At 72.1% G+C, this 25813-nt stretch carries 24 protein-coding genes; 9 read left to right on the top strand and 15 right to left on the bottom strand.

Features of this window, described 5'->3' with window-relative positions; translation table 11 throughout:
* Positions 1-7: 7 nt before the first annotated feature.
* From ACFYVL_RS32185 to pdhA, 5 genes are all read right to left on the bottom strand, one after another.
* On the bottom strand, positions 8-1510 hold the full coding sequence (locus ACFYVL_RS32185) for a molybdopterin molybdotransferase MoeA (RefSeq protein WP_389251146.1): 1503 nt from the start codon (positions 1508-1510) through the stop codon (positions 8-10).
* A complete protein-coding gene (locus ACFYVL_RS32180; RefSeq protein WP_389251144.1) occupies positions 1507-2463 on the bottom strand; it encodes an NTP transferase domain-containing protein in 957 nt (318 codons plus the stop codon). Before ACFYVL_RS32180 ends, ACFYVL_RS32185 begins: the two co-directional genes overlap by 4 nt.
* 171 nt (positions 2464-2634) lie before the next feature.
* Complete coding sequence (locus ACFYVL_RS32175) at positions 2635-4095, bottom strand: dihydrolipoamide acetyltransferase family protein (protein WP_389251142.1); 1461 nt, start codon at positions 4093-4095, stop codon at positions 2635-2637.
* A 1-nt stretch (position 4096) separates the two neighbouring features.
* Positions 4097-5110, bottom strand: a complete 1014-nt coding sequence (locus ACFYVL_RS32170) for an alpha-ketoacid dehydrogenase subunit beta (RefSeq protein ID WP_389251140.1) — start codon at positions 5108-5110, stop codon at positions 4097-4099.
* Positions 5107-6261 (bottom strand): pyruvate dehydrogenase (acetyl-transferring) E1 component subunit alpha, encoded by a 1155-nt coding sequence (gene pdhA / locus ACFYVL_RS32165; protein ID WP_389251138.1) that lies wholly within the window; start codon positions 6259-6261, stop codon positions 5107-5109. Before pdhA ends, ACFYVL_RS32170 begins: the two co-directional genes overlap by 4 nt.
* Positions 6262-6483: 222 nt before the next feature.
* Between pdhA and ACFYVL_RS32160 the strand changes: the two genes are divergently transcribed.
* Complete coding sequence (locus ACFYVL_RS32160) at positions 6484-7014, top strand: Lrp/AsnC family transcriptional regulator (RefSeq protein ID WP_389251420.1); 531 nt, start codon at positions 6484-6486, stop codon at positions 7012-7014.
* A gap of 120 nt (positions 7015-7134) precedes the next feature.
* Here ACFYVL_RS32160 and ACFYVL_RS32155 read toward each other — a convergent pair whose 3' ends face one another.
* Together ACFYVL_RS32155 and ACFYVL_RS32150 are read right to left on the bottom strand one after the other, a co-directional pair.
* Positions 7135-7761 carry a TetR/AcrR family transcriptional regulator gene (locus ACFYVL_RS32155; RefSeq protein WP_389251136.1) on the bottom strand — a complete coding sequence of 209 codons (627 nt, stop codon included), beginning with the start codon at positions 7759-7761 and terminating at the stop codon, positions 7135-7137.
* Positions 7758-9266, bottom strand: a complete 1509-nt coding sequence (locus ACFYVL_RS32150) for a 3-hydroxyacyl-CoA dehydrogenase (RefSeq protein WP_389251134.1) — start codon at positions 9264-9266, stop codon at positions 7758-7760. Before ACFYVL_RS32150 ends, ACFYVL_RS32155 begins: the two co-directional genes overlap by 4 nt.
* 133 nt (positions 9267-9399) lie before the next feature.
* Here ACFYVL_RS32150 and paaN point away from each other — a divergent pair, with 133 nt between their 5' ends.
* Positions 9400-11103, top strand: a complete 1704-nt coding sequence (paaN, locus tag ACFYVL_RS32145; protein ID WP_389251132.1) for a phenylacetic acid degradation protein PaaN — start codon at positions 9400-9402, stop codon at positions 11101-11103.
* A 168-nt stretch (positions 11104-11271) separates the two neighbouring features.
* On the opposite strand, the gene ACFYVL_RS32140 is transcribed toward paaN, so the two are convergent.
* The 3 genes from ACFYVL_RS32140 to ACFYVL_RS32130 are packed head-to-tail and all read right to left on the bottom strand — an operon-like array spanning position 11272 to position 13957.
* Entirely contained in the window at positions 11272-11946 is a 675-nt protein-coding gene (locus ACFYVL_RS32140) for a TrmH family RNA methyltransferase (RefSeq protein WP_389251130.1), read from the bottom strand.
* The gene (locus tag ACFYVL_RS32135) at positions 11943-13220 is read right to left on the bottom strand and encodes an HTTM domain-containing protein (RefSeq protein ID WP_389251128.1); all 1278 of its coding nucleotides are present in this window, start codon (positions 13218-13220) and stop codon (positions 11943-11945) included. The genes ACFYVL_RS32140 and ACFYVL_RS32135 overlap by 4 nt, the downstream gene beginning before the upstream one ends.
* The gene (locus ACFYVL_RS32130) at positions 13217-13957 is read right to left on the bottom strand and encodes a DUF5819 family protein (protein ID WP_389251126.1); all 741 of its coding nucleotides are present in this window, start codon (positions 13955-13957) and stop codon (positions 13217-13219) included. Before ACFYVL_RS32130 ends, ACFYVL_RS32135 begins: the two co-directional genes overlap by 4 nt.
* 121 nt (positions 13958-14078) lie before the next feature.
* On the opposite strand from ACFYVL_RS32130, the gene paaA reads away from it, so the two are divergent.
* From paaA to ACFYVL_RS32100, 6 genes are all read left to right on the top strand, one after another.
* A complete protein-coding gene (paaA, locus tag ACFYVL_RS32125) occupies positions 14079-15098 on the top strand; it encodes a 1,2-phenylacetyl-CoA epoxidase subunit PaaA (RefSeq protein ID WP_389251124.1) in 1020 nt (339 codons plus the stop codon).
* On the top strand, positions 15095-15394 hold the full coding sequence (paaB, locus tag ACFYVL_RS32120; protein ID WP_389251122.1) for a 1,2-phenylacetyl-CoA epoxidase subunit PaaB: 300 nt from the start codon (positions 15095-15097) through the stop codon (positions 15392-15394). The genes paaA and paaB overlap by 4 nt, the downstream gene beginning before the upstream one ends.
* A complete protein-coding gene (gene paaC, locus ACFYVL_RS32115; RefSeq protein ID WP_389251120.1) occupies positions 15391-16116 on the top strand; it encodes a 1,2-phenylacetyl-CoA epoxidase subunit PaaC in 726 nt (241 codons plus the stop codon). Before paaB ends, paaC begins: the two co-directional genes overlap by 4 nt.
* Positions 16110-16631 carry a 1,2-phenylacetyl-CoA epoxidase subunit PaaD gene (gene paaD, locus ACFYVL_RS32110; protein ID WP_389251119.1) on the top strand — a complete coding sequence of 174 codons (522 nt, stop codon included), beginning with the start codon at positions 16110-16112 and terminating at the stop codon, positions 16629-16631. Before paaC ends, paaD begins: the two co-directional genes overlap by 7 nt.
* Positions 16632-17696 (top strand): 2Fe-2S iron-sulfur cluster-binding protein, encoded by a 1065-nt coding sequence (locus tag ACFYVL_RS32105; protein ID WP_389251118.1) that lies wholly within the window; start codon positions 16632-16634, stop codon positions 17694-17696.
* Between the two features lie 136 nt (positions 17697-17832).
* Positions 17833-18993: an acyl-CoA dehydrogenase family protein gene (locus ACFYVL_RS32100; protein ID WP_389251116.1), complete on the top strand. Its 1161-nt coding sequence runs from the start codon at positions 17833-17835 to the stop codon at positions 18991-18993.
* 10 nt (positions 18994-19003) lie between these two features.
* Here the strand turns inward: ACFYVL_RS32100 and ACFYVL_RS32095 are convergent, their stop codons facing one another.
* The 4 genes from ACFYVL_RS32095 to ACFYVL_RS32080 all read right to left on the bottom strand — a co-directional run bounded on the left by ACFYVL_RS32095 (position 19004) and on the right by ACFYVL_RS32080 (position 23315).
* Entirely contained in the window at positions 19004-19348 is a 345-nt protein-coding gene (locus ACFYVL_RS32095) for a rhodanese-like domain-containing protein (protein ID WP_389251114.1), read from the bottom strand.
* A gap of 119 nt (positions 19349-19467) precedes the next feature.
* The gene (locus tag ACFYVL_RS32090; RefSeq protein ID WP_389251112.1) at positions 19468-20310 is read right to left on the bottom strand and encodes a hypothetical protein; all 843 of its coding nucleotides are present in this window, start codon (positions 20308-20310) and stop codon (positions 19468-19470) included.
* Positions 20311-20511: 201 nt separating this feature from the next.
* Positions 20512-21939 carry a DUF2252 domain-containing protein gene (locus ACFYVL_RS32085; protein WP_389251110.1) on the bottom strand — a complete coding sequence of 476 codons (1428 nt, stop codon included), beginning with the start codon at positions 21937-21939 and terminating at the stop codon, positions 20512-20514.
* 236 nt (positions 21940-22175) lie between these two features.
* Positions 22176-23315, bottom strand: coding sequence for a hypothetical protein (locus tag ACFYVL_RS32080; RefSeq protein ID WP_389251109.1), 1140 nt, complete (start codon positions 23313-23315; stop codon positions 22176-22178).
* Positions 23316-23412: 97 nt separating this feature from the next.
* Between ACFYVL_RS32080 and ACFYVL_RS32075 the strand changes: the two genes are divergently transcribed.
* Positions 23413-23853 (top strand): MarR family winged helix-turn-helix transcriptional regulator, encoded by a 441-nt coding sequence (locus ACFYVL_RS32075; RefSeq protein ID WP_389251107.1) that lies wholly within the window; start codon positions 23413-23415, stop codon positions 23851-23853.
* Between the two features lie 101 nt (positions 23854-23954).
* Here the strand turns inward: ACFYVL_RS32075 and ACFYVL_RS32070 are convergent, their stop codons facing one another.
* A complete protein-coding gene (locus ACFYVL_RS32070) occupies positions 23955-25772 on the bottom strand; it encodes a glycosyltransferase (protein WP_389251105.1) in 1818 nt (605 codons plus the stop codon).
* Positions 25773-25813: the final 41 nt, after the last annotated feature.

The raw sequence follows: 25813 nt of genomic DNA, 5'->3' as shown, positions 1-25813 counted from the left end.
CACAGTTTCACGTGAAACATCCCTCGGCCCACGGTAGATCGAGAATCTCCAACTCTTCTCCAGCTCGCGCCCCACCGGGCAGCACAACGGCCAGGCCGTCGGCGGCGGCGATCCCCCGCAGCATCGCCGGACCGTTGTAGTGCAGCGGTACGGCGTGCTCGGCGCCGGTGCGGTGATCGGCGCGGTGGGTGACGGGGACGAGCCGGGTGGAGACGGGATGGCCGGGGATCTCGTCACGCACGGGGGCCCGGTACGGCTCGGGCACGGGCCGGTGCGCGAGGGCTCGCAACAGCGGCTCGGCCAGCGTGAGCAGCCCGGACACGGCGGCCAGAGGGTTGCCGGGGAGCCCCACCAGGTGGGTGTCGGGGGCGAGTCGGGCGAGCAGCATGGGGTGGCCGGGGCGTACTTCGACGCCGTCGACGAGGATTTCGGCGCCCGTTCCGGCCGCGGTTTCGAGGAACGGCCGGACATGGTCGACCGGTCCCGCCGCCGTACCGCCGGTGGTGACGATCACGTCGGCCTCCGAACCGAGGATCGCCTTGCGCAGCGCCTGCGGGTCGTCGCCCAGGCAACGGGTGTCGAGTACTTCGGCTCCCAGCGCGCGCAGCCAGGGCGCGAGCAGCGGGCCGAGCGCGTCGCGGACCATGCCGTCCCGGGGAAGCCCCGCGGTCAGCAACTCGTCGCCCAGGACGAGCACTTCGACGGTGGGCCGGGGGATCGTCAGCAGAGCGTCGTACCCGGCGGCGGCAGCCAGTCCGAGCGCGGCCGGGGTGACCACCGAGCCCGCGGGCAGCAGGTGGTCACCGGTCCGGCACTCCTGGCCGCGCGGGCGGATGTCCTGACCGGGGATCACTTCGCGCAGTGCGTGCAGCCGCAGCTTGGTCTCGTCGGTCCTGGCGTGCTCGCTGCGGATGACGGCGGTGGCCTCGGTGGGGATCCGGGCGCCGGTGGCGATCCGTACGGCCTCGCCGTCAGCCAGGGGTTCGGCGGTGGCGCGGCCCGCGAGGATGCCCGCGCCTTCCTGGAAGGACCACGGTCCCGGGCCCGCCACCGCCCAGCCGTCCATGGCGGAGGTGTCGAAGGACGGCAGGTCGGTGAGTGCTTCGAGCGGCTCGGCGAGCACTTGGCCGAGTGCCTGGTCGAGGGGTACGCGGCGGGGGCGGGCGGGGGCGGCGTACCCGGCGCGGGTCGCGGTGGCGCGGGCCTCGGCCCAGGGGGTGGCCGCGGGGTGGGTGGGGGGCGCCGATGCGTTCTCGGCGCGGGCGGTCCGGGCGGGGTCGGCCGGGGAGGAGCTGGTGGTGGGGTGGGGGTCGGCGGGACCGGAGGCGGTGTGCGCCGGGTCGGGCTGTCCCGGGTTCGCTCCTGCTGCCGGGCCCCCCGCCGTGCCCGGTCCGGGGCCCGCCCCCGTACCGGCTGCGGCGGCCGGGCCGGGGAAGGCCGGCTGTTCGCGGCTGACCAGGGCGAGCGCCTGCTCGATCCCGTCGATCTCTCCGTACTCCGGTCCGCTCATGAGGGGCCCGCCTCGGTGGTCCCGGGGGAGTCGTCGGGACCGGCGCCCGACGGGGCTTCGCCCGGTGGGGTGCCGGCCTGCTGCGACTCCGCCACCCAGCGCGCGGCCAGGGCGGTGGCCTTGCGGACGGCTTCGGCGACGGCCTCGGGGCCCTCGCCACCGGCCCGTCCGGCCGCGTACCCGACGAGGAAGGTCGTCAGGGGGGCGGCGGGCCGGGCGATGCCGTGCGCGGCGTCGCGCGCGAGGTCGAGGAGGAGGGGGATGTCGACGTCGACATCGACATCGAGTTCGTCCTTGACTGCGGTGATCCATTCATCCAACACGTGCCCATGCTCCCTGATACGGGCGCGGGCCGTCGCGATGTCCTCCCAGGTGTCGCAGTCGAAGGAGGCCGTGGGGGCGGCGGCGGTGACGCGGACGAGGTCGAGTTCCGCGGTGAGCAATCGGAGCGGCAGCCCGGCGAGCGTGCCGTACTCCGTTTCCAGCAGCGCGAGTTCGCGTCGGAGCGGTTCTGCCCGGTACACGGCGACGAGCGGCTGGTCGCGTCCGCCGGCGTCGACCAGCATCGCGCCTTCCACCTGGTGCGCGTCCTCGGCTGTGTCCAGGGCGCGTACGAGAGCACTCACCGTCGCCCGGTCGACGAAGGGCAGGTCCACCGAGAGCACGACGACGAGGTCCGCCCCGGTCTCCCGCGCCCCGGCGCCGAGCGCGGCCAGCGGGCCGCCGCCCGGCGGCTCCTCGCGCGTCCAGGTCACCGGGCGGGCGGTGGCCCGGCGGCCACCGACCACGACGGTCGTGCCCGCCCCGCCACAGGCCGTCAGCACCCGGTCGAGCAGGGGCCGTCCGCCCACCGGCACGGCCGCCTTGTCCACTCCGCCGAGCCGCCGCCCGGCACCACCCGCCAGCACTACGGCGTCGTACGCGTCGGACCCCGGGGCACTCTTCGCACTCATGCACCGAAGTATGTACGCCCCGCAACACCGGGACCGGGCGCGACGGAGGCAGGCCCCGCACGGGAGCGGGCCGTACGGATACGGGACGTGCGGGCGGGGGCCGTACGGGTGCGGGCCGACCCTTCGGACGCATGGCACTGCCTCCGGGTGCGGGGCCTCGCCTCCGGATACTCAGAGCGTGCGCAGCAGCAGCTCCGGGTGTTCCACACAGTCGGCGACGTACCGCAGGAAGCCCCCGGCCGTACCTCCGTCGCAGACCCGGTGGTCGAAGGTCAGCGACAGCTGGACCACCTGGCGGACCGCCAACTCCCCCTCGTGCACCCACGGCTTGGGCACGATGCGGCCGACCCCCAGCATGGCCGCCTCCGGGTGGTTGATGATCGGGGTGGACCCGTCGACGCCGAACACGCCGTAGTTGTTGAGCGTGAAGGTGCCGCCGGTGAGCTGGACCGGGGTGAGCTTGCCGGCCCGCGCCGCATCGGTCAGCCGCACCAGTTCCTCGCCCAGCGACTCCACGTTCCGCGTGTGGGCGTCACGCACGACCGGGACGACCAGGCCCCGTTCCGTCTGCGCGGCGAATCCGAGGTGCACCTCGGGCAGCCGCACCACTTCGCGCGCCTCGGTGTCCACGGTGGAGTTGAGCTCCGGGAACCTGGCGAGGGCCGCCGTGCAGATCCGGGCGAGCAGCGCCAGCACCGAGACCTTGGGGCCGCCGCCCACGCTGTTCATCGACGCCCTGGCCGCCATCAGCGCCGTCGCGTCGGCGTCGACCCAGCAGGTGGCGTCCGGTATCTCGCGGCGGCTGCGGGACAGCTTGTCGGCCACCGCGCCCCGCACGCCCTTGAGCGGGATCCGCTCGCCGCCGGCGGGAGAGACCGTGGACGCGAGCGCCGGAGCCGCGACCGCTGCCGCGACGGGCCGAGGCTGCTGTATCGCCCGTTCCACGTCGGTGCGCAGGATGAGCCCTTCGGGCCCCGATCCGCTCAGCGCCCGCAGATCGAGCCCGTTCTCACGGGCCAGCCGCCGCACCAGCGGCGAGATCACCGGCACGGGCCCGGTGTGCGCGACGGGAGCCGGCGCGGCCGGCACCGGAGCGACGGAAGCACGAGCAGCCGGAGCAGGGGCGGGAGAGGCCGGTGCGGGCGGTATCGGCGCGGAAGGCGTCGGCGCGGGAGCCGTCGGTACGGCCGTGGTGGCAGCCCCGTCGAGCCGCACCCGGCGGCGGCGGGCCGCCGGTGCCGTGGTGCCGTAGCCCACCAGGACATTGCCCGAGCCCGAGCCCGCATCCGCTTCAGCACCGGTGGCCGCGCCCGCGGGCGCACTCCCCCCGGAAGCCGCGCCGCTGTGGGCGGTGGTGACCGGCCCGCTGCCGTCCGCGGGCGTGTCCGCGCCGACCGCCACCGTCAACAGCGGCGACCCGACGGGCAGTTCCGTGCCCTCCTCGCCGAAGCGGGCCGTCACCACACCTCCGTACGGGCACGGCACCTCGACCATCGCCTTGGCCGTCTCGACCTCGACCACCGGCTGGTCGACGGCGACGACATCGCCCACCTCCACCAGCCAGCGCACGATCTCCGCCTCGGTCAGCCCTTCGCCGAGGTCCGGCAGTTTGAACTCCAGCACCTGAGCCATCTCACGCCTCCCACTGGAGTCGCGCGACCGCGTCCAGCACCCGGTCGACACCCGGCAGGTGGTGGCGTTCCAGCATCGGCGGCGGATAGGGGATGTCGAGCCCGGCGACCCGCAGCACCGGAGCCTCCAGGTGGTGGAAGCAGCGCTCCGTGACGCGCGCGGCGATCTCGCCGCCGGGTCCGCCGAAGCCGGTGGACTCGTGGACGACGACCGCCCGCCCGGTGCGCCGTACCGAAGCGGCCACCGTCTCGTCGTCGAACGGGACCAGCGAGCGCAGGTCCACGACCTCCAGGTCCCAGCCCTCGGCCGTGGCCGCCTCGGCGGCCTCCAGGCACACCGGCAGCGAGGGGCCGTAGGTGATCAGGGTGGCGCTCCGGCCGGGGCGCCGTACGACGGCCTTGCCTATCGGTGCGACGGCGGCCGGGGCGTCCGGCGACCAGTCGGCCTTCGACCAGTACAGCCGCTTGGGCTCCAGGAAGACCACCGGGTCGTCGGAGGCGATGGCCTCGCGCAGCATCCCGTAGGCGTCCTCCACGGTCGCCGGGGTGACGACGTGCAGGCCGGGGGTCGCCATGTAGTACGCCTCGGAGGAGTCGCTGTGGTGCTCGACGCCGCCGATGCCGCCGCCGTACGGGATCCGGATGGTCAGCGGCATCGCGAGGGTGCCGCGCGTGCGGTTGCGCATCTTGGCGACATGGCTGACGAGCTGCTCGAACGCCGGGTAGGCGAAGGCGTCGAACTGCATCTCGACGACCGGCCGCAGCCCGTACATCGCCATGCCGACGGCCGCCCCGAGGATGCCGGCCTCGGCGAGCGGCGTGTCCGTGCAGCGGTCCTCGCCGAACTCCTTGGCCAGGCCGTCGGTGATCCTGAAGACGCCGCCGAGCGCGCCGACGTCCTCGCCCATGACGTGTACCGACGGGTCCTCGGCCATCGCGTCGCGCAGGGCCCGCTGGAGGGCCTGGGCCATGCTGGCGGGTTTCGCCGCCGTCTTCTTCTCGGCCACGGTGGTCATCGCCCCGCACCTTCCGCTTCGTTCTCCGCCTCGGCGTCCAGCTCGGCCCGCAGCCGGGTCTCCTGCTCCCTGAGCTGCGCTGTCCGCTCCGCGTACACATGGGTGAACAGGTCCATCGGGTCGAGCACCGCGTCCGCGTTCATCCGCGCCCGCAGGTCGGCCGCCATCGTCTCGGCGGCGTCCCTGGCCTCGCGTATGCCCTCGTCGTCCAGCAGCCCGCGCTCGGTCAGCTCGCGCTCCAGCAGGACGATCGGGTCGTGGTCGCGCCAGGCCTCCACCTCGGCGTCGCCCCGGTAGCGGGTGGCGTCGTCGGCGTTCGTATGGGCTTCCATCCGGTACGTCACGGCCTCGATCAGCGTGGGGCCGCCGCCGCGCCGGGCCCGCTCCACCGCCTCGGACAGCACTTCGTGCATGGCCGCCGCGTCGTTCCCGTCGACCAGCCGGCCGGGCATTCCGTAGCCGACGGCCTTGTGGGCGAGCGAGGGGGCAGCGGTCTGCTTGGCCAGCGGTACGGAGATCGCGAAGCCGTTGTTCTGCACGAGGAAGACGACCGGGGCCTGCCAGACCGCGGCGAAGTTCAACGCCTCGTGGAAGTCGCCCTCGCTGGTGCCGCCGTCGCCCACCAGCGCCAGCGCGACCACGTCGTCGCCCTTCAGGCGGGCTGCGTGCGCCAGCCCCACCGCGTGCGGCAGCTGGGTCGCCAGCGGGGTGGAGAGCGGCGCGATCCGCACCTCGCGCGGGTCGTATCCGGTGTGCCAGTCACCGCGCAGCAGCGTCAGCGCCTGCACGGGGTCCAGGCCCCGCGCGACCGCGGCGAGGGTGTCCCGGTACGAGGGGAAGAGCCAGTCCTGGTCCTTCAGCGCCAGCGCTGCGGCCACCTCACAGGCCTCCTGGCCGGTGCTGGAGGGGTAGACGGCGAGCCTGCCCTGCCGGGTGAGGGCGGTGGCCTGCGCGTTGTACCTCCGGCCGCGCACCAGCTCCGTGTAGAGCCTGCGCATCAGGGCGGGGTCGATTCCGGCCGCGGCCTCGGTGCCGAGGACCCGGTACGGCTCGGGGTCGGGCAGCAGCGGGGCGGGGTCGGTGCGGGGCTTCCAGGCCGGCGGCGGGCTCGGCCGGTAGGCCGTGCTGCCCGGCATCTCTTGAATCGTCACGACGAACACCTCCTCTGGGAGCGGTACACAGGCGCGCATGGCGGCCGGCGGGAGCGCCCGGTCTCGAACCCGAGATGTGGCGCGTCTCACCTACCGATTGTTCGGTCGTGGATGCAGTTTGGCTACAGGCGGCCCCACCCTGTGGACAAACGGTTCTTCGGGGCCTGGGATGGGAACAGGACGTCCATGAGGGGGAGGCGAGGACGCATGCCAGCTGAACAAATGGCCGGATCGGGTGACGGTTTTCGCGGGAATCCCGAAGATGTCCACAGGCCAACGCCCCCGGCGAGGCCGCTGGACGCCATCGACCAGGACATCCTGCGCATGCTCCAGACGGACGGCCGCGCCTCGATACGGTCGGTCGCCGAGCGCGTCCACGTTTCGCGGGCCAACGCCTACGCGCGGATCAACCGGCTCATCGACGACGGCGTGATCCGTGGCTTCAGCGCCCGAGTGGACCACGAAAGGGCAGGTCAGGGCGCCTCCGCGTACATCACCCTGAAAATCGTCCAGAACTCCTGGCGGACGGTCCGCGAGGAACTCCAGGCGCTTCCCGGCGCCGCCCACATCGCGCTGGTCAGCGGGGACTTCGACGTCCTGCTGCTGGTCCACACCCCGGACAACAGAACGCTGCGCGAGCTGGTCCTGACGAAGATCCAGGCCATACCGGAGGTGCTCAGCACCCGCACCCTGCTGGTCTTCGAGGAGACGGACCTGGATCCGCAGGAGCGGGACGCCGGTCCCACCGGTTGAGACACCGGGCCCGCCGGACCGGGACGCCTGCCGGATCAGCTCCGGTCGGCGGCCCCGGCCGCCCGCCCGCAGCCCGCGCGGTCCCCGGAACCGCGCCTCTCAGCCGAGGCGCCGCGCCTCTCAGCCGGTGCGCAGCCCGTCGAAGGCCATCCGCACCAGGGTGTCCACCAGCTGGTCCTGGTCCGCCGCGCCGTCCGGGTGCGGCCGGTACCACTCGACCAGCGAGTTAATCATGCCGAAGAGCAGTCGGGTGGCCAGCCGGATGTCCACGTCCGCCCGCAGGTCCCCGTCCGCGGCGGCGGCCTTCAGCAGGTCCGCGACCCGCTGGTCGAACTCGCGGCGCCGCTCCAGCGCCCACCGTTCGGTCTGCGTGTTGCCGCGCACCCGCAGCAGCAGGGTCACATACGGCAGCTCCGCCATCAGCACCTCGACGGTGCGCCGGGTGACGTACTCGACCCGCTCGACGGCCCGCCCGCGCTGCGCCCGCGGTTCCTCCAGGATGGCGAACAGCCCGTCCAGTGCCCGGCTGACCGCGCGCCGCAGCAGCTCCTCCTTGCCGGAGACGTGGTGGTAGATCGAGGACTTGGAGATTCCGGCGGCCTTGGAGAGGTGCTCCATCGACGTGCCGTCGTAACCGCGCTCGTTGAAGACCCGCACCGCCACGGCGAGCAGCGTCTCGGGGGTGTACGTGTCCCGCTTGCCGGCGGCGCCCGTACGGTCCCCGCCGGTGCGCTCCGTGGTGGTCATGAGGTGGACTCCTGCTCTGCGTACCCCTGCCGGTAGTGCGCCAGGGAGGGTGCGTAACGGCCGGTGGGGCAGCGTGCGTGCAGCGCGGTGAGCAGGTCGAAGGACCAGTCGCCGGTGAGGTCGCGGCCCCATTCCAGTGGACCGCGCGGGTAGTTGACGCCCAGCCGCATCGCGGTGTCGATGTCCTCGGGGGTGGCGACGCCCTTCGCGACCGCGTCCAGGGCCAGGTCGACGAGCATGGCGACCGTCCGGCCGACGATCATGCCGGGCATGTCGCCGATGACACTGACGTCCTTGCCGAGCGCCTGGAAGAGCCCGACGGCCTCCTTGAGGGTCTCCTCGGACACGTCGTCGGAGGCGGAGAGGGCGATCCGGGTGGCCGCCCGGTAGTCGAGCGCCAGGTCGAAATAGACGACGTCGCTGTACTCGACGGAGGTGTTGCCGTCGACGAGGGACAGCTGTCCGCCGCCGGGCAGCCCGATGTACGCGCCGTCGGCGGACACCTTCTTCACCTCGATCCCGTCCGTCTCCTCCAGCATCACGACCACCTCGGCGGCCGGGCCGAAGTCCCCGGCGACGGTGATCTGCGCGGGCGCGGCCTCCGGAGCGGCCGTGTGCGGCGCGGGCCGCTCGGTCCCCTCCGCGTACGGGAACCAGCCGTGCCCCGTCTTCCTGCCGAGCCGCCCCGACTCGACCAGCCGGCGCTGCGGCAGCGAGGGCACGAACTTGGGGCTCTGGTGGAAGGCCTCCCAGACGGACCGCGAGACCGCCTCGTTGACGTCCTGGCCGATCAGGTCGGTCAGCTCGAACGGGCCCATCCGGAAGCCGCCGGACTCGCGCAGCACGGCGTCGATGGTGGCCGGGTCGGCGGCCTGCTCCTCGTAGACCGCGAAGGCCTCGGCGTAGAAGGGGCGGGCGATCCGGTTGACCAGGAAGCCCGGGGTGTCCGCGCAGCGCACCGGCGTCTTCCCCCAGCCGAGCACCGTGTCGTACGCGCGCGTGGCCGCGTCCTCGTCCGTGGCGAAGCCGCTGACGACCTCGACGAGGGGCAGCAGCGGAGCCGGGTTGAAGAAGTGCATACCGACGAACCGGCCGGGGTGGCGGAGCCCTCCGGCGATGGCCGTGACGGAGAGCGAGGAGGTGTTCGTGGCGAGCAGGCAGTCGGTGGCGACCAGCTCCTCCAGGGAGCGGAACAACTGCTGCTTGACCGGCAGTTGTTCCACGATCGCCTCGACGACGAGCGCCGCCCCGGACAGGTCGCGCAGGTCGTGCGCGGGGCGCAGCCGCTCCAGCGCTTCCCGCGCCTCCCCGGCGTCGAGGCGGCCCTTCTCGACCAGTCGCTCCACGCGCGCGCGTACGGCGCTGTCCGCCGCCGTGGTGCGCTCGGCGTCCACGTCGAAGAGGAGCACGGGGTGCCCCGCCATGAGGGCGACCTGGGCGATGCCCTGGCCCATGGTGCCTGCGCCGACGACGGCGACGGTGCGGTCGCGCTCGATTGCTGTCATACGGCCAATCCTCCCGGACGAGATGTGCAGGGCTTTACGTCGGCCCCCTTGTCCCGACCGATCGTTCGGTTACTCTAACTTCTGTCCGCCTCTTTCCGCCCGCCTTCGCCCGTCGAGGAGTTGGTCCGCCGCAATGCAGTCGTCCCGGAAACTGACAGAGCTGACCGAGGCCCACCGGCCCACACTGGAGAAGGCCCTCGACGCGGTCCGCACCCGTGAGTACTGGTCGCCGCACCCCGAGCACCCGAAGGCGTACGGGGAGAGCGCGGCGGCGGACGGCCTCGCCGCGTTCGAGGCGCTGAAGAACACCCGCTTCGACCTGGGCGACCAGCCCGGCACCGACGCCTGGGTGGGCGGCTCGGCCGCCGAGGGCGGCGAGGTGTCGCCCTACGGCCCCGAGCTGGGGATCTCCTACCCGCACGCCGACATCGACGTGCTGCTGCCCGCGATGCGCACGGGCATGGCCGCCTGGCGGGACGCGGGCCCGGAGGCGCGCGCCGTGGTCTGTCTGGAGATCCTGGCCAGGATCAGCGCCCGTACGCACGAGTTCGCGCACGCGGTGATGCACACCAGCGGGCAGGCGTTCATGATGGCGCTCCAGGCGGGCGGTCCGCACGCCCAGGACCGCGGTCTGGAGGCGGTGGCGTACGCCTATGCGGAGCAGACCCGGGTCCCCGGCACCGCAGACTGGTCCAAGCCGCAGGGCAAGCGCGACCCGCTCAACCTGTCGAAGTCGTTCACGTCGGTGCCGCGCGGCATCGCCCTGCTGATCGGCTGCAACACCTTCCCCACCTGGAACGGCTACCCGGGCCTCTTCGCCTCGCTGGCCACCGGCAACCCGGTGCTGGTCAAGCCGCACCCGCGCGCCGTGCTGCCGCTCGCCATGACGGTGAAGACGGCCCGTGAGGTGCTGTCCGAGGCGGGATTCGATCCGAACCTGGTCGCCCTGACCGCCGAGCGGCCGGGCGAGGGCATCGCCAAGACTCTGGCCACCCGCCCCGAGGTCAAGATCATCGACTACACGGGTTCGACTGCCTTCGGAGACTGGCTGGAGGCCAACGCCCGTCAGGCGCAGGTCTACACGGAGAAGGCCGGCGTCAACACGGTCGTCGTCGACTCCACCGACGACTACAAGGGCATGCTCTCCAACCTGGCCTTCTCGCTGTCGCTGTACAGCGGCCAGATGTGCACCACCCCGCAGAACCTGCTGATCCCGCGCGACGGCATCGGCACGGACGCCGGGCCCAAGTCGTACCACGAGGTCGTCGAGGACCTCGCGAAGTCGGTGGGCGGTCTGCTCGGCGACGACGCCCGCGCGAACGCGCTGCTCGGCGCGCTGGTGAACCCGGACGTGAAGGCCCGCCTGGAGACCGCGGCCGGGCTGGGCGAAGTAGCCCTGGCCAGCCGGGAGATCAGCAACCCCGACTTCCCGGACGCGACGGTCCGCACCCCCGTCATGGTCAAGCTGGACGGCGCCAAGCCGGACGCCGAGGCGGCCTACATGTCCGAGTGCTTCGGCCCGGTCTCCTTCGCCGTCGCCGTCGACTCCACGGACGACGCCCTCGCCCTGCTGCGCCGCACCGTCCGCGAGAAGGGTGCGATGACGGTCGGCGCGTACACCACCTCTCCCGAGGTGGAGCGGGCCGTCGAGGAGGTCTGCCTGGAGGAGTCCGCGCAGCTCTCCCTCAACCTGACGGGCGGGGTCTATGTGAACCAGACCGCCGCCTTCTCCGACTTCCACGGCTCCGGCGGCAACCCTGCGGCCAACGCCGCCCTCTGCGACGCCGCGTTCGTCGCCAACCGCTTCCGGACGGTGGAGGTTCGCCGCCAGGCCTGACCCCCGACGCACGACCCCGAGAACGAATGCCGTGCCCCGAGCCCCCCAAGCCGGGTCACGGCATTCCTCGTTTCACGTGAAACACGACGCCCCGAGCGGAGCACACCGTCCACCGGCCGACGACGCCCCGCCGACGACGCGACGTTTCACGTGAAACACGGCAACGCGCTACGAGATCTCCGCGTACCGCTGCACCCACGCGTGCATCGCGATGGCCGCCGCGGCGCCCGCGTTGATCGACCGGGTCGAACCGAACTGGGCGATCGAGCAGACCATCGACGCGTGCTTGCGCGCCTCTTCGGTCAGCCCCGGCCCCTCCTGCCCGAACAGCAGCACACACCGCTTCGGCAGCACCGTCCGCTCCAGGGGCACCGCACCGGGAAGGTTGTCGATGCCGATGATCGGTACGTCCTCGGCCACCGCCCACGCGGTCAGCGACTCGGTGTCGGGATGGTGGCGGACGTGCTGGTAGCGGTCGGTGACCATGGCCCCGCGCCGGTTCCAGCGGCGGCGGCCCACGATGTGGATCTCCTTGGCGAGGAAAGCGTTCGCCGTCCGCACCACCGACCCGATGTTGAAATCGTGGCCCCAGTTCTCGACGGCCACATGGAAGTCGTGCCGCCGGGTGTCCAGATCGGCGACGATCGCCTCACGCGTCCAGTAGCGGTAGGGGTCCACCACATTGCGGCGGTCGCCGTGCGCGAGCAGCTCCGGGTCGTACCGCTCGCCCTCCGGCCACGGCTCGGGGTGCGGCCCGACACCGATCGCGGTGCCGAAGCCCTCGTCGTACTGCGTCGGCTCGTCGCCGTCCGGCTCGGCGTCTGTGGTGTTCTCGCTGCTCACCCCACGAGCGTACGGGGCTGTTCCTCCGGGTCCGTACGGCGCTGCCGCACCGCCTTGTCCGCCGGGGACCCCAGCACCTTGTCCCGCAGCCGTGTGACGCGTCCGCCCAGCCACACGAGGAAGACCGTCGGCAGGAACACCGCGTCCGCGGCGATCATCGCCAGCGAGAAGAACGGCAGCCCGAGAAGCACGGCGATGCTCGCGTGTTCCACGATCATGAGCGCCAGCAGCACGTTCTTCACGCGCCGGTTGAACAGCGTGAACGGGAACGCGACCTGCACGATCACCGTTCCGTACGTCACCAGCATCACCATCACCCCACTCGTCGCGAGCAGCCCGGAGAGGCCCGGCCAGGGGGTGAAGTAGTCGAGGTGCAGCGGGTAGTAGATCGCGGTGCCGTCCTGCCAGCGCGAGCCCTGCACCTTGTACCAGCCGGCCGTCGCGTAGACGAAGCAGACCTCGGCCATGATGACGAGCAGTGCCGCGTTGTGCAGGAGGTTCGTCAGGACGTCCAGCAGGAGCCTCGGCTCGCCGTCCGCGTACCGGCACACCGCCCACCAGAGGGCGTGGGCCAGCAGCAGCGTCCAGAAGACCAGCAGCCAGCCCCAGCTCATCACGTCGGCGAAGGTGACCGCCGCGAGGGCGACGCCGAGCACCGTCCACAGTGCGGGGCCCACCCGGTCCCGTACGACCGCGGCGACCGCCCCGCCCGCGGCCCGCACCCGGCGGGCGTCCAGCGACCACACCTGGGCGCAGCGGGTCAGCACCAGGTACATCGCCATCAGGTGGATGACGTTGTCGCCGCCGTCGCCCATGAAGACGCTGCGGTTCTGGAGCGACAGCACGCCGATCATGAACAGGACGGACATGGTCCGGGTGCGCCAGCCGAGCATCAGCAGGACACAGGCCGCCATCGACACGACGTACACGAACTCGAACCAGAAGGCGCTGTCCGACCACATCAGGACGCTGAACGCCTTGTTGTCGGTGACGATCTGCTGCGCCATGTCCCAGCCCCACGGGCCCCGGGGCCCGTACAGCTCGTGACGGTGCGGGAGCTCGCGCAGCAGGAAGAGCAGCCAGGTCCCGGAGAAGCCGATGCGGATGATGGCGGTCTGGTACGGGCCGAGGGCTGCCGAGGTGACGCGCTGGACGCCCCGCCGCAGGCTGCCGAGGAGCTTGCGGTCGAGACCGCGGAAGCGTTTCTTGGGCGTGGCCGCAGGGGTCGGTGCCGACGCGGGGGCCGGGGCGGTCGCGGGATTCTGCGTGCTCACTTGGTCACCCCTGCCTCTTCGGCGTCCTTCGTGAGGTCGGCCGGTGTCACCGTCCACCAGGGCAGCAACCGGTACGAGGGCGTGGTGGCGACCTTCTCCGTGCTCCACGGCGGGGGCTTCACCACGGTCGTGCGCGAGCGCACCTGGATGCGGACGACGGCGCCGCCCATGTCGAGCTCGGACATGCGGTCCAGCACGATGCGCCGTATGTAGCGCTCGGAAAGGTCGCCGCGCATACCGAGGGACCGGTTCTTCTCGTCGTGCCAGCCGAGGTAGAAGTCCCAGCCGCGGCGCAGTTCGTTCTGGACGGTGTGGCTGGGCAGCAGGCTGCCGCGGATCTCGGCCGCGTCCCGTGCGGTCAGGTCGATCCACTCGGTGGTGCGCCACTGGCCGCTCTTGGTGCGGATCTGGGCGCGGGCCTGAACGGCGACGTTCTGCTGGAGCGGGTTGGGCGCGAAGAGCTTCCAGTTCTGCTCGAACTCGGGATTGATCCAGGCGTCGATCGCCCGCGCGTTCTGTTTGCTCACCGTGTTGGACGGGCTGACGTGCAGGAAGACCATGCCGAGGTGGACCAGAGCGGTGACCCCGATGAGCGCGAGCGCGAGCGCCGCGACGACCCGGGAGCGGAAGGAGAGGCCGGCGATTCCGGTCTTCTCCGAGGCTTCGGCCGAATCGGCGGGCACCGCTCCGTCGCTGGTGACGGGGCCGGTCCCGGCCTTTTCGTCGTACGAATCCATCCCGCCCCGATCAGCACGTGTCGGCCAGTTATCCACAGAGGTTGACACCCTACGGGCCGCCGCCCCACCATTGAAGCCATTGAACCGAACGATCGGTCGGTAGGTGGCACAGGGGGCCAGGATGACGACAGTGACGGCAGGGCAGACTCCGCCCGGGACGGAAGCCGCGACCGAAGCGGCCAACGAAGCGGCGTTCAACACCGCGGTCGCCGCCGAGGAGCGCATCGAACCGCGGGACTGGATGCCGGACGCCTACCGTGCCTCCCTGGTCCGGCAGATCGCCCAGCACGCGCACTCCGAGATCATCGGCATGCAGCCGGAGGCGAACTGGATCACCCGTGCCCCCTCCCTGCGCCGCAAGGCGATCCTGATGGCGAAGGTGCAGGACGAGGCGGGCCACGGCCTGTACCTCTACAGTGCCGCCGAGACGCTCGGCACCAGCCGCGAAGAACTGCTCGACAAGCTCCACTCCGGCCGCCAGAAGTACTCGTCGATCTTCAACTACCCGACCCTGACCTGGGCCGACGTCGGTGCGATCGGCTGGCTGGTGGACGGCGCCGCCATCACCAACCAGGTCCCGATCTGCCGCTGCTCCTACGGGCCCTACGCCCGCGCCATGGTCCGCATCTGCAAGGAGGAGTCCTTCCACCAGCGCCAGGGGTACGAGTCCCTGCTCGCGCTGTCGAACGGCACTCCCGAGCAGCACGCGATGGCACAGGACGCGGTGAACCGGTGGTGGTGGCCGTCCCTGATGATGTTCGGCCCGCCCGACGACGAGTCCTCGCACTCCGCCCAGTCCATGGAGTGGAAGATCAAGCGCCACTCCAACGACGAGCTGCGCCAGCGCTTCGTCGACATCGCCGTCCCGCAGGCCGAGTCCCTGGGTCTCACCCTCCCCGACCCCGACCTGCGGTGGAACGAGGAGCGCGGGCACCACGACTTCGGCGCCATCGACTGGGCCGAGTTCTGGGACGTGCTCAAGGGCAACGGCCCCTGCAACGAGCAGCGGATCACCCAGCGCCGCCGGGCACACGACGAGGGCGCCTGGGTGCGCGACGCCGCCGCGGCGTACGCGGACAAGCACAGCGCGAGCGGCACACGCCGTACGAGCGCGGAGAACACGAGGGGGACGGCAGCATGACCGGCACGGCTTCGCACCACGACTGGCCGCTGTGGGAGGTGTTCGTGCGCTCGCGCCGCGGACTGTCCCACACGCACGCCGGCAGCCTGCACGCCCCGGACGCGGAAATGGCCCTGCGCAACGCCCGCGACCTCTACACCCGCAGGTCGGAGGGTGTCTCGATCTGGGTGGTGCCGTCCGCCGAGATCACCGCATCCTCGCCGGACGAGAAGGACTCCTTCTTCGAGCCGGCCGGTGACAAGCCCTACCGGCATCCCACCTTCTACGAGATCCCGGACGGGGTGAAGCACCTGTGACCACGGCACCCTCGACGCACCCCGCCGCCCTCGCCCTCGGCGACGACGCGCTGGTCCTCTCCCACCGGCTGGGGGAGTGGGCGGGCCACGCCCCCGTCCTGGAGGAGGAGGTCGCGCTGGCCAACATCGCGCTGGACCTCCTCGGGCAGGCCCGCATCCTGCTCTCCCTCGTCGGAGACGAGGACGAACTGGCCTACCTCCGCGAGGAGCGGGCCTTCCGCAACCTCCAGCTCGTGGAGCAGCCGAACGGCGACTTCGCCCACACCATCGCCCGGCAGCTCTACTTCTCCACCTACCAGCACCTGCTGCACGGCCGGCTCGCCGAGGGCGGGAGCGAGTTCGCCCCGCTCGCCGCGAAGGCGGTCAAGGAGACGGCGTACCACCGCGACCACGCCGAGCAGTGGACCCTGCGGCTGGGCGACGGCACCGAGGAGAGCCACCGCAGGATGCAGGGCGCCGTAGACGCGCTGTGGCGCTTCACCGGCGAGCCGTTCCAGCGGGTCGAGGGCCTGGAAGAGTTCGACTGGAAGGCCCTGGAAGCGGACTGGCTGGCCTCGGTGACCGGTGTGCTGGAGCGGGCGACACTGACCGTGCCCGAAGGGCCGCGCACCGGGGCGTGGGCCGCGGGCGCCGGGCGGCAGGGACTGCACACCGAGTCCTTCGGGCGCATGATCGCCGAGATGCAGCATCTGCATCGCAGCCACCCGGGGGCGACATGGTGACCGGCACCCCGGCGGCCGGGCCGACCCCGCTGGAGGAGGAGCTCCGCCGGCTCGCGGGTTCGGTGCCGGACCCGGAACTTCCCGTACTCACCCTCGCGGAGCTGGGGGTGCTGCGCTCGGTACACGTCCCCGGACCCGGCAGGGTCGAGGTCGAGCTGACCCCGACGTACACCGGCTGCCCGGCGATCGAGGCCATGTCCTGCGACATCGAACGGATACTGCACGACAGCGGCGGCATGGCCGAGGTCTCCGTGCGCACGGTGCTCTCACCGGCCTGGTCGACGGACGACATCAGCGCCGAAGGACGGCGCAAGCTGGCCGAGTTCGGGATCGCGCCGCCGCGCACCACCCGCGAGGTGGCGAGCGAACCGATACCGCTGTCGCTGGCCATCCGCTGCCCGCACTGCGGCTCCATCGACACCGAGCTGCTCAGCCGCTTCTCCTCCACCGCGTGCAAGGCGCTGCGCCGCTGCGTCTCCTGCCGCGAACCCTTCGACCACTTCAAGGAGTTGTAGATGCCGTTCCACCCGCTCCGGGTCCAAGGCATCGAGCGGCTCACGGACGATGCGGTGGCCGTCACCCTCGCCGTGCCGCCCGAGCTGCGCGAGACCTTCCGGCACGTACCGGGCCAGCACCTGGCACTGCGGCGGATCGTGGACGGGCAGGAGATCCGGCGTACGTACTCGATCTGCGCGCCCGCCGTCGAGGCCCCCGGGGAACCGGTGCTGCGGGTAGGCATCCGGCTGGTCGACGGCGGCGCCTACTCCACGTACGCGATCAAGGAGCTGCTGGTCGGGGACACCGTCGAGGCGATGCCCCCGATGGGCCGGTTCACCCTGGAGCCGCGCGACGGCTACTTCGCGGCGGTCGTCGGCGGCAGCGGGATCACCCCGGTGCTGTCCATCGCGACGACGCTGCTGGCCCGGCGGCCGGGCGCCAGGTTCTGCCTGATCCGCAGCGACCGGACGGCCGCCTCTACGATGTTCCTGGAGGAGATCGCCGACCTCAAGGACCGCTTCCCGGGCAGGTTCCAGCTGGTCACGGCGTTGTCCCGGGAGGAGCAGCAATCGGGGCTGCCGTCCGGGCGCCTCGACGAGGAGCGGCTGACCCAGCTGCTGCCCGCGCTGCTGCCGGTGTCGGAGATCGACGGCTGGTACCTGTGCGGGCCGCTCGGCCTGGTCCAGGGCGCCGAGCGGGCGCTGCGGGGTCTGGAGGTCTCCCGGGACCGCATCCACGAGGAGATCTTCCACGTCGACGACACCCCTGCCGCCGGGGCTCCCGCGGCGACGGTGCCGGCCGCCGTGGGCGGCACCCTGACCGCGACGCTCGACGGACGGTCCGGGACCTGGCCCGTGCAGGACGGCGAATCGCTCCTGGAGACGGTGCTGCGGGCCCGCGCGGACGCGCCGTACGCCTGCAAGGGCGGGGTGTGCGGGACGTGCCGGGCGTTCCTGGTGCGCGGTGAGGTGCGGATGGAGCGCAACTACGCGCTGGAGGCGGAGGAGACCGAGGCGGGTTACGTACTGGCCTGCCAGTCCCACCCGGCCACCGGGGAAGTGGAGCTGGACTTCGACCGCTGAGGCGGTGCGCCGCCAGGAGTGCCGTCCCACGAGCACCGCCCCTGCCATTCCCTTCCCGTAGAACGTGTTCTATCTTGACGCACCGTCAGATATCTGTGCGGTACGACCGCGGGCACGGCAACGGGAGGGCAGGGCAGTGGACTTCACCTTCACCGAGGAGCAGCAGGCGGCCACGGAGGCGGCGCGGGCCGTCTTCTCCGGAGTGGCACCGGACGCGGTGCCCAGCCCCGCGCTCACCAGGGGCGCGGTGGCCGACGACTTCGACCGCCCGCTGTGGGCGAAGCTCGCCTCCGCCGACCTGCTGAGCCTGCTGCTCTCACCGGAGCACGGCGGGGCGGGGCTGGACCCGGTGGCGCTGTGTCTGGTCCTGCGGGAGTCCGCGAAGGTACTCGCCCGGGTGCCGCTCCTGGAGACGAGCGCGGTCGCCCTGACCGTGCAGCGCTACGGCGACAAGGAACTGGCGCAGGCGGTACTGCCCGCGGTGGGGCGCGGCGAACTGGTCCTGACCGCCGGAGCCAACGGCCGCACCGGCCACGACCCGGCCGAACTGGCCGTCACCGCAAGGCACATGACGGACGGCACCGACACCGGGGCGGCCGGCGGAAGCTGGGTGCTGGAGGGCGTACAGACAGCAGTGCCGTGGGCACAGCACGCGGACCTGATCGCGATCCCGGCCAGGACGGGAGACGGCCGCACCGTCCTGGCCCTTGTCCCCCGCGACCGCACCGGCCTCACGCACGCCGACCAGTACTCCACCAGCGGCGAACTCCTCGCCGAGGTCACCCTCGACTCCGTCACCGCACAGCCCCACGAGGTCATCACCGACGGGGAGGCATCGGAAAGGCTGCGCGCCCTGCTCACCGTCGGCACCTGCGCACAGGCCCTCGGCCTGGGGGAAAAGGTGCTGACCATGTCCGCCGAGTACACCTCGCGGCGCGAACAGTTCGGCTTCCCCGTCGCCACGTTCCAGGCGGTCGCCGTCCAGGCGGCCGACCGGTACATCGACCTGCGCGCCATGGAGGCCACCCTGTGGCAGGCCGCATGGCGCCTGGGCACGGAAGCGAACGGGGCGCTGCCCCTCGCCGGAGACGTGGCGGTGGCCAAGATCTGGGCCTCCGACGGCGTCCGCCGCACGGTGCAGACGGCACAGCACCTGCACGGCGGGTTCGGCGCGGACACCGACTACCCGCTGCACCGCTACCACGCCTGGGCCAAACAGCTGGAACTCAGCCTCGGCCCGGCCGCCGCCCACGAGGAGACCCTGGGCGACCTCCTGGCCGCCCACCCCCTCAACTAGGGCCCGTGGGTCAGAGCACGAACGCCGGGGCGTCGCCGTCGGCCACCATCGGCCGTCCGGCGCCGTCCCAGGCGAGCATCCCGCCCTCGATGTTCACCGCGTCGATGCCCTGCTGCACGAGGTACTGCGTGACCTGCGCGGACCGGCCGCCGACCCGGCACATCACATGGGCGCGGCGGCCCTCCGCCACGGCCTCGGTGACCTCACCGAACCGGGCGACGAAGTCGCTCATCGGCACGTGCAGCGCACCCTCGACATGGCCGGCCGCCCACTCGTCGGCCTCCCGGACGTCCAGCACCAGGCCGTCGGCCGGTACCGACGCGACGTCCACCGAGGGCATGGAGGCGAAATTCATGGGTCAAGCCTTCTCTCGTACAAGCACAGACAGATCACTCACGCCGGCCCCACCGGCGTCCGGCCGCTCCGGCCGCGATCGGGTACCTCGGACCGGGGCACCACGACCGCCTGGGAACGCTACTGCACCCACTGGGCCAGTTCGGCCTCACGCTCGGAGACCTGGGCGAGCAACTGCTCGGCGATCTCGTCCAGCAGCCGGTCCGGGTCGTCCGGCGCCATCCGCAGCATCGACCCGATGGCGCTGTCCTCCAGGTCGCGCGCGACGATCGTCAGCAGTTCCTTGCGCTGCGAGAGCCACTCCAGCCGCGCGTACAGCTCCTCGCTCTCACTGAGCCGCACCTCGGGCACCGGGCCCGCCGCCCACTCCTCGGCGAGCTCGATCAGCAGCTTCTCGTCACCCCGCGCGTACGCGGCGTTGACCCGGCTGATGAACTCCTCGCGCCGCCGCTGCTCGCCCTCCTCCCGCGCCAGGTCGGGATGCGCCTTGCGGGCGAGGTCGCGGTACAGCTTGCGGGCCTCCTCGCTGGGCCGCACCCGCTCCGGCGGCCGGACCGGCTGCTCGGTCAGCATCGCGGCGGCCTCCGGCGAGAGCCCGTCGGAGTCCATCCAGTCGTGGAACAGCTCCTCCACACCGGGCATCGGCATGACCAGCGCCCGCGCCTCCTGCGCCTTGGCCAGGTCCTTCGGGTCCCCGGTCCGCCGGGCCCGCGCCTCGGCGATCTGGGCATCCAGCTCGTCCAGCCGCGTGTACATCGGGCCGAGCTTCTGGTGGTGCAGCCGGGAGAAGTTCTCGACCTCGATCCGGAAGGTGTCCACCGCGATCTCGAACTCGATCAACGCCTGCTCGGCCGCCCCCACCGCCCTTTCCAGGCGCGCCTCGGGCCGTGCGTCGCCCGCACCCTCAGCGGTCTGCACATCTTCGTTGGGGGTAACCGGTCCCCCGGCGGCATCCTGAGTCACTCGTCCAGCCTACGGTCCCGCCCCCGCCGAAGGCGCCGTCCCCCGCCCCGGCACGGCGAACCCGCACCGTGCCGGACCCGCGGCGAGCACCCGTGCCGGACCTGCGGGGAACAACCCCCTGCCGGACCCGCCGGGAACGCAACCCGCCGACCCCACCGAGGAAGGCGGCCCGCCTACCTGCGGCGGACGCGCCCGCCGCTCCTACACCCCCAGCTCCGCCGCGATCCTCCCGCTCCTGATCGCCTCCACCAGCACCCCGTGGTCCGCCTCCGTACGGTCCGCGTACGCCACCGCGAAACCGGCGACCGCCTCGTCGAACTCCTCGTTCTTCCCCAGGTAGCCGGCGACGGTCCGCGGGTCGGCGCTGTGCGCGTGCGCACGGGCCAGCAGCGCACCCGTCATCCGCCCGTAGTCGTCGACCTGATCGGCGGCGAGCGCCGCCGGGTCCACACTCCCCTTCCTGTTCCTGAACTGCCTTACCTGGAAGGGAAGTCCGTCCACGGTGCACCAGCCGAGCAAGATGTCGCTGACCACCTGCATCCGCTTCTGCCCCAGCACCACCCGCCGGCCCTCGTGCACCGGCTCCGGTATCCCGAAGCCCGCCTTCGGCAGGTACGGGGCCAGGGCGGAGGCCCGCGCCTCCTTGACCTGGAGCACCAGCGGTTCGCCGCGGTGGTCGAGCAGCAGCACCACGTACGACCTGGTGCCGACGCTGCCGGTGCCGACCACCCGGAACGCCACGTCGTGTATCGCGTACCGGGCGAGCAGCGGCAGCCGGTCCTCGGCGACCGTCCCCAGGTACTCGCCGAGCGCGGCGGCCACTGCCGCCGCCTCCGCGTCCGGCACCCGGCGCAGCACCGGCGGTGCGTCCACGAACCGGCGGCTGCCGTCCTCGGCCTCCTCCGTGGAGCGGGCGGCGAACCGGGCACTGGTGTTCTTGCGCGCCTTCTCCGACACGCGCTCCAGCGTGCCCAGGAGGTCGCGGGCGTCGGTGTGGGAGACCAGTTCCTCGTCGGCGATCGCGTTCCACGCATCGGCCGCGGGCAGCTTCGCCATCAGCCGCATCGTCCGGCGGTAGGCGCCGACGGCGTCGAACGCCCCCTGCCGACAGGTGTCCTCGTCGGCCCCCGCCTCACGCCCCGCCAGCACCAGCGAGGCCGCGAGCCGCTTCACGTCCCACTCCCACGGCCCGACCACCGTCTCGTCGAAGTCGTTGAGGTCGATGACCAGCCGACCCCTGGCATCCCCGTAGAGACCGAAGTTCGCCGCGTGCGCGTCGCCGCACAGCTGGGCGGCTATCCCCGTGACCGGCCCGCCCGCCAGGTCGTGCGCCATCAGCCCGGCCGCACCGCGCAGGAAGGAGAACGGACCGGCCGCCATCCGGCCCACCCGTATCGGTGTGAGCGAGGCGACCCGGCCCCGGTTCGACTCCTCCACCGCACGCACCGCGTCCGGCCGCCCCTCGTCGAGCGTCAGCTCCCGGTGGGCCGAGCGCGGCACCCGGTCGCGCAGCGCCTTCCCGACCGCCTTGCCCGCGCTCGGCCGCCCTGCTCCCGCCGCACGCGGCGCGAACCCCTCGACCACCGGAATCCGCCCGGCCGTCCCCGCTCCGTAACCGGCCTCGCTCATCACGTGCCGCCACCCCCGTTCCGTACCTCGTCCATGCCTCGCGCGCACCTCGCCCGTAGCTCGGCGGCGGCGGTTCGAGGCTGCCGTGAAATCAACTCCCCATGACCGTAGCGCCGTTGTCCCTCAGCCATCTCAGCCACCTGTGGACAACCCGGGAAAAGTATGAAGAACGGCCCCGGACCTGGTCCGAGGCCGCTCCCACCACTCCCACTACGTCACTTTCGTTCGCATCCGGCTCACACGCCGACCGCTTCCTCCATCTCCTCCTCCACGGACTCGGACTCGGACTCGGACTCCACGGACTTCGCCGACCGCCCCGACTCGGCGGACCCCACCGGCTCCGCGGACCCCACCGCCGCCGACCGCCCCGCCGGAACCGTCGAATCCGCCCTGCGCCGCCCCGCCGCCTCACTCAGCCCCGCGACCCCCATCACGGCCAGGCCCGCCACGAACCACAGCGTGAGCACGAGCACGCTGCGCCCCACCCCGTTCCCGTCGAAGTACACATGGCCGCGTGCGCCCTCGATGAAGCCGGCCCCGTTCCAGAAGGAGTGCAGCGCGGCGAAGAAGCCGGACTGGAGCTCGGGCCTGAAAATGCCGCCGGAACTGGTGAAGTTCAGCATCACGAACAGCACCATCACCCCCAGCGTCGTCCACCGCTTGAGGAAGGTGTGCAGCCCGACACCGATCAGCAGGATGCCCGCCGAGTAGAGCCACGACATCGCCCACACCCCGGCGAGACCCTGGTCCACCAGGTGGAAGAGCGGCCCCGCGAAGACCGCGCCGATCGCGCTCACCACCAGCGACATCCCCACCGCGAGCAGCGCCCTGAGCCGCAGCGGCAGCACCGCACCGGCGCCGCCGATCACCGCGACCGAGGCGTACGAACCGATGCTGAGCGCGACGAGCAGGAAGAACAGGCCCTGCCCCGTCGGGTCGCCCTTCGCCACCGGTGCCACATCCGTCACCGCGAGCGGCGCACCCTGTTCGGCGGCCAGCCCGGTGAAGACCTTCTCGACGACCGTGGCGGTCGTGTCCGAACCGGCGGTGGCCACCATCAGCTCGGGCTTCGCGCCCGGCACGTAGGCCCCGTAGATCTCCCGGTCCCTCAGCTGCGAGCGCGCTTCCTCGCGGTCGGCGACCGTACGCACGTCGAGCGCGCCCGCGCCCTTGTCGTGCAGCGTCTGCGCCAGGACCTGGGCGCTCGGCCCGGATCCGACGACGTCCACCCGCAGTTGGTGCGGCTCGGGGGCGTGGAAGGCGCCGAGGTAGGCCAGCCCCATGCCGACGCACATCAGGAGCGGAGTGACGAGGTGGCCGAGGACGTGGCGCAGGGCCGCTCCCGTACCGCTCCGGTTCAGGGGGGACGCAGACATCAACAGACTCCAGCACACACAGGCATAGTGGTTGGCAATTACAACCACCTTGATGAATGTACTCTACAACTAATCAAGCGGAGGGCAAACCACCCCAATGACCACGCAGAACCCACGGCGCACGTCGGCCGTCGACACCATCGAGCGCGAGCTGACCGCCTTCGCCCGCCGGGCCCGCGCCACCGCCGCCCGGCTCCACCCGGACCTGCCCCTGGTCTCGTACACGCTTCTCGCGCACATCCACGACCAGCAGGGCTGCCGCGCGACCGACCTCGCGGCCCACTACATGCTCGACAAGTCCACGGTCAGCAGACAGCTCACCGCCCTGGAGAAGCTCGGTCTGGTCGAGCGCCGCCCCGACCCCGCCGACCACCGCGTCCAGGTCCTGCACCCCACCGAAGCGGGCGCCGCCACCCTCACCGCGACCCACGCCAGCAGGCACGCCGCGTACCAGGAGCGGCTCGCCGCCTGGAGCGAGGACGACCTGGCCCGCTTCGCCTCGTACCTGCTGCGCTACAACGACAGCAGCGGCACCTGAGCCCTGACCCGACCCCGCAGCCCCAGGGGCCCTCCGAGGCCCACAGCCCCCTGAGCCGACACCCCAGGGGCACCGACAGCCCCAGACCAGGCCCCAACTCCCTAGAGCCGCACGCTCCACACCGTCGCCGCCCCCACGGAGCCGCCGTCCACCGCCGGCATCCGCAGCAGCTTCGCGTCGCGACCGCCGATCAGCCGGCGCACCTCCGCCGCGTCCGGCTGCAGCCGTCCCTTCTCGAACCGTACGAAGCTCACGCGCGTGCCCGGGGCCAACTTCTCTCCCCCGGCGCGCAGTTGTCCGTACTGCCGGTACGTCACCGCGTCGCACCCGGAGTACCAGCCGAACTCCGGCTCGTACCCGGTGACGATCAGGCACCGCTCCCCGGCCTGTGCGGCCAGCGCCCGCGCGACCGGCACCGTCGAGGCACCGAGCGAGGTGGGCCCCGGCATCGCCCCGTGCGCCACCACTTGGGCCGTGCCGAGCACCGTCAGACCGGCCAGCGCGGCCACCACGGTGAGCACCCGGGGCGCCCACGCGCGCGTGAGCTCCGCCACAGCCTGGACGCCGAGAACGGTGAGCAGCGTCACCGGCAGGTAGACGAAGCGGGGCTCCCCGTCCGTCGCCACCCCCAGCACCACGAACACCATCAGCGCCGCAGAGCCCAGGAAAACCCTGCGCCGGTCCTCCACGAGCCCCGCGGCTTTGGCCGGAGTCCCGGAATCCGCCGCACCCGCGGCCTGCCGCCCGGCCCCGCGCACCCGCCGCCAGGCAGCGAAGGCGGCGCACACCCCGGCCGCCATCACCACCGCGCCCAGATCCCCGGCCAGCCGGTACGGGAAGACGCTCAGGTAATAGACCAGCCCGTCGCCCACGTACTCCCGGTTCGCCTGCGAAGTCGCCGACAGGATCATCCCGAGGGGTTTACCGGTGCGTTCCACGGCATAAAGGAAGTGCGGTACGAGTCCGACGGCGATCACCGCGACCGCCGCCCACAGCCGCCAGCCGAGCGCCAGCCAGGCCCGCGGCCCGTAGGCGAAGACGCCCGCCAGGGCGACCGCCAGGAGGTTTCCCACCACTCCGTAGCGCAGGTAGAAGGCGGCCAGCACCACGAAGGGCACGAGCAGCAGCGCCCGCCCACCTGCCTTCGTACCGGCCTTCTCCACCGCCCTGACCAGGAGGAAGACCACGATCAGCAGGAGGGCCGTGGAGCCGATGTCATTGAGGTACTCCGGCACCCGGCGCAGGAATCCCAGTCCGCTGAGCAGCACCAGGACCACCACCACGGCCCGTCGCGGGGTCGTCCACGCGCGTGCCACGAGATAAGTGGTGCCGAGCATCACCAGCGCCAGGACCAGGGCCACGGCCCTCAGTGCCCCGGTGCCACCGCCGGAGGCGTACCCCTCGTAGCCGGACATCCACAGCGCGACCGTGCCCAGGGCGGGCAGTCCGACCGGCCGGTAGACGCCCCAGCCCGCGTCCGGCGTCCCGTCCAGCCAGAACCTCGCCTTGTTCGCGTAGACCGCTTCCTCATGGCCGAGGTACGGCTCGAAGTCCTGGAGCCAGGCCCACGCACAGGTGACCATGGCCAGCACCACGACGACGTACACCCACACCGGGATCCGCCGTAGCCACATCTCCGTACGCGTCCAGAAACCGGACGCACCGAGAACCCCGGCGGCGGGAACTCCTTCGCCGCGCGGCCCGTTCTCCAGCCACCAGGGCTTCGCCAGCAGCCACAGCACCGCGGCGAGCAGCAGATAGGGCCACGGCTGCCACCCGGGCAGCCAGCCTCCGAGCCCGACGGCCAGCATCACCTGCTGCGCCGCTGCCAGCACCGTCAGTACGACCGCACCGACACCGAACAGACCCGACCGCCCCACAACCGCCTCCGACCACAGCACCGCGCCACGAAGCAGCACGGCACACACAACGAACAGCAAACGGACATACAGAAACGGGC

Source organism: Streptomyces sp. NPDC004111 (assembly GCF_042874215.1).
Taxonomy (GTDB): Bacteria; Actinomycetota; Actinomycetes; order Streptomycetales; family Streptomycetaceae; genus Streptomyces.
The sequence above is the reverse complement of the archived record's forward strand: the minus strand, read 5'-3'. Positions and strand labels throughout refer to the sequence as shown.